Here is a 3400-nt window from a genome sequence, read left to right on the forward strand (position 1 = left end):
GTCGGCCAGCCAGCCCTCCACCAGCGCCGCCTCCTTGCGGTCGCCGAGCTGGCTGCCCTTGCCGGGCGTCGGGTCGCGCGGCGGGACGTGGAACAGGACGGCGACCGACCCCACCGACGGGTCCTCGGCGGCCTTGTCCAGCTGGGACCGGAGCATCGCCACCTGGTCGAAGCCGCCGCCCCGCAGGTTCAGGCGCGAGGTGTCCAGGGTGATGAAGCGGGTCCCCTTGTGGTCAAAGGTGCTGTACGTGTCACCGAAGACGGCCTTGAAGTTGTCGATCTTGCCGCCCATGACCTCGTGGTTGCCGGGAACGTAGTGGTATTCCACCGTTCCGCCCAGCTCCTCGTCGAGGATCTTCTTGGCCAGCGCGAAGTCCTCGGGCGACGCCTCGTCCACCAGGTCGCCGTTGATCAGCAGGAAGTCGGGCTTGGCCGCCTTGATCTCGCGCAGCGTGCGGCGCGCGTTCTTGACGATGTCGCTGTCCGGCTCCCTGGCCACGAACTGCGCGTCCGACATGACCGCGAACCGCCACGGCATCTTGGCCACGTCCGCCTTGACCACCGGATCGGCGATCCGGGGCGAAGCAGGCGCGGAGATCGACGGCGGCACCTTGGCGACCAGGCCGTCGATGAGGATCTCGTTGGTGTACTTCACGTCCGCCTTGGTCTCGGCCACGTAGAAGCGCCGCAGCTTCAGCGGGTAGTTCACGCCGGGTGGCACGGCGAACTCGACGTACTTCCACCCGGTCCACGTCATGTACGGCCCGCGCAGGATCTGCGACTGGCCGAGCGCGTCGTAGAACTCCAGGCTGGGCCACTCGCCCTTGCCCGTGGAGTTGATCCAGAGCCCGAACGCCTGCGGCTGCCCGTCGATCACGATCTGCTGCGGCGGGCTGGCGTACGCGGCCCGGGTCGCGGTCGAGGTGGTGAAGTCGTACGACAGCTTGAGGCCGCCGCCGGTCTGTCCTGGCGCGGCCGACAGGGAGCCGGTGGCGCGGGCGGCGGCGAACGTCCACTTGGCCGCGTCCTCGAAGTCGGCTACCGGCTTCTCCTCGAACCCGACCGTCACCGGCACGGCGGTGCTGATCTTGCCGACCTTGGCGGTGATCAGGCCGGACCCGGTGGCCTTCTTGGCCTTGACGGAGTAGTAGCCCTGCTCCGCGGGGGTCACCTCGAACAGGCTCTTGTCGTAGTCGAGCGTGACGTCGGAGGGCTCGATGGGCGCGGAGTTGCCGTTGCGGTCGTACCCGACCACGCCGAACGTGGCCACACCGTCCGCGCCCGGCATGCCGAGCCGGTCGGCGGTGGCGCCGAGCCGCTCAAGGGGCTGCAGGACGGTCAGGTCGATGGTGCCCTTGGCGCTGCCGCGGGAGGCGGTGACGGTGGTCTGGCCGGGCACCAGCGCGTGGAACTTCCCGTCGCGGATGACGCCGTGCACCGCCGGGTTCGCCCGCCACGACGGCGTGCCGGCGGCGGGGCCGTACGTCTCGTCGTATCCGGCGGCGGTCAGCCGCCTGGTGAGTCCGGGGAAGACGCGGTCGGGGCGGCCGCCGGCGACGGGACCGACGCCGGGCGCCTTGTCGGGGTCGCTCGCGGTCTCCAGCCAGAAGCCCTTCAGCTTGCCGCTGCCCTCGGGCGCGTAGAGCGCGAGGCCGTTGGGGACGTGCCGCTCGCCGCCGTCGGAGGGGCTGTTCTCCACCTGGACGTCGGCGGAGCCGGGCTCGCGGGCGAGCATGGTGGAGGAGCCGCCGCCGTCGAGGTTGAGCGCGTTGGCGGCGCCGAGGTCGGCCATCATGGCGGCGAGCTCGTTGAGCGTGACGCCGCGGCTGTCCGCCTGGCGGCCGTCCACGGTCAGCAGGTACATCTTCCTGCCGTCAGCGGAGAACCCGACGGCGGTACGGGGGTGCGCGGCGGGGTCGGTGGAGTTCTGCACGACGCCGTCCTTGACCAGCACCCAGTTGCCGCCGACGGCCGCCTTGACCTGGCTGCCGTCCGACGGCTTCGGCTGGTACTTCACGTCGACCCGGTCGCCGGCCTTCAGCGCGGACAGCGCGGTGGCGCCGGCGTCGCGGCCCAGCAGGATCGTGGTCCCGGCGGGGATGGGGCCGGTGCCCGCGGACGTGCGTACCTCGGAGACCACCCCGTCCACCAGGACGACCTCGGCGACGGACTTGGCGCCCTCGACGGCGCGGGCCCGGGTGTAGGAGCCCCACAGGGGCGTGAACAGCCCGACGCCGCCGCTCTGCACGATCTGGTTGAACTGGGTCAGCTTGATCGGTGACCCGCCGGCCGGCGTGGCGGTGCCCTCGAAGTACATCTTGAGCACGCGCCCGACGCCGTCGCCGGTGACCGCGACCGCGTTCTCGTGGCCGGCGACGGGCGACTGCACCAGCGAGCCGTCCTGAACGCCGATGCCCTGGGCGGCGCCGGAGTTGTTGATGTCGAAGAAGTCGCCGTTGACGGCCGCGACGGCGTGCGCGCGCTTGGCCGGCCCGGACAGCGGCTCGGTCTTGGTCACCTCGCCGGAGAACAGGTAGTCGGCCTTGGCACCGCCGAGGTCGGCGGTGACGGCGTCCGCACGCAGCCAGCCGAGCTCGTCATAGGTGTCGAAGGAGGTCAGCGAGATGCCCGGCGCCACCGGCCGGGTCTTCTTGGCCGTCTCCAGCTTCTGCCCGGCGTCTTGGGCGAGCAACGTGGACGGCGGCGGATAGGACGACGCCTCGAGCGCGTCCTCTGCGGGGGTCGTGGGATCGGCCTGCGCGGGAGCGGCGGTCAGGGCCAGGGGGCCTAACGCCAGGGCCGCGGCGGCCAGGATTCTGAGGGACTGCACGACCGAACTCAATCGCTCGTGGATATAACTTTCAAGACTTAAGAGTGAACTAAAAGAAAATTTCAGATCTTGCCCGGCCGCCGCCCTGCTAGGAGCATGGACGCGTGGATCGAGAGGCGCTCTACCGCGACCCGTATCCCCTCTACGCCAGGGCGCGCGCCGCCCCGGGGCTGACCTTCGTCGAGGAGCTGGACGCCTGGCTGGTGGCCCGGCACGCCGACGTGCGCGAGGTGCTGGGGCGCCCTGACGACTTCTCCTCCAAGGGCGCGCTGCGGCCGGACGTGCTCCCGGGCCCGGCGGCGTTCGCCGAGCTGGCGGCCGTGCCCGGCAACGCCCCGGTGGTGCTGAGCACGGACGGCGAGGCGCACGCCCGCTATCGCAGGCCGCTCACCCGCGGCCTGTCCCCCGCCAAGGTGACGGCCGCGCTGCCGTTCATCCAGGCCACGGCGGGCGAGCTGGTCGCGTCGTTCGCGAATCGACCGACCAACTCGCCGAACGTCGGATCGCCGGACAGATCGGCACGCAACACCAACGTGTTGACAAAGAACCCGACCAGATCCTCGACCTCGGC

1 protein-coding gene and 1 pseudogene are annotated in these 3400 nt (G+C 71.0%); one reads left to right on the forward strand and one right to left on the reverse strand.

Going from position 1 to position 3400, the window contains the following annotated elements; all coding sequences use genetic code 11:
* Positions 1-2829, reverse strand: a 2829-nt coding sequence (locus AB0J09_RS60055) for a phosphodiester glycosidase family protein (protein ID WP_360712674.1), incomplete at its 3' end; no start/stop codon positions are given.
* A 104-nt stretch (positions 2830-2933) separates the two neighbouring features.
* Here AB0J09_RS60055 and AB0J09_RS60060 point away from each other — a divergent pair.
* Positions 2934-3400, forward strand: a pseudogene (locus tag AB0J09_RS60060) (hypothetical protein); the annotation flags it as partial.

It is taken from the genome of Nonomuraea sp. NPDC049784, from assembly GCF_040659615.1.
Taxonomy (GTDB): Bacteria; Actinomycetota; Actinomycetes; order Streptosporangiales; family Streptosporangiaceae; genus Nonomuraea.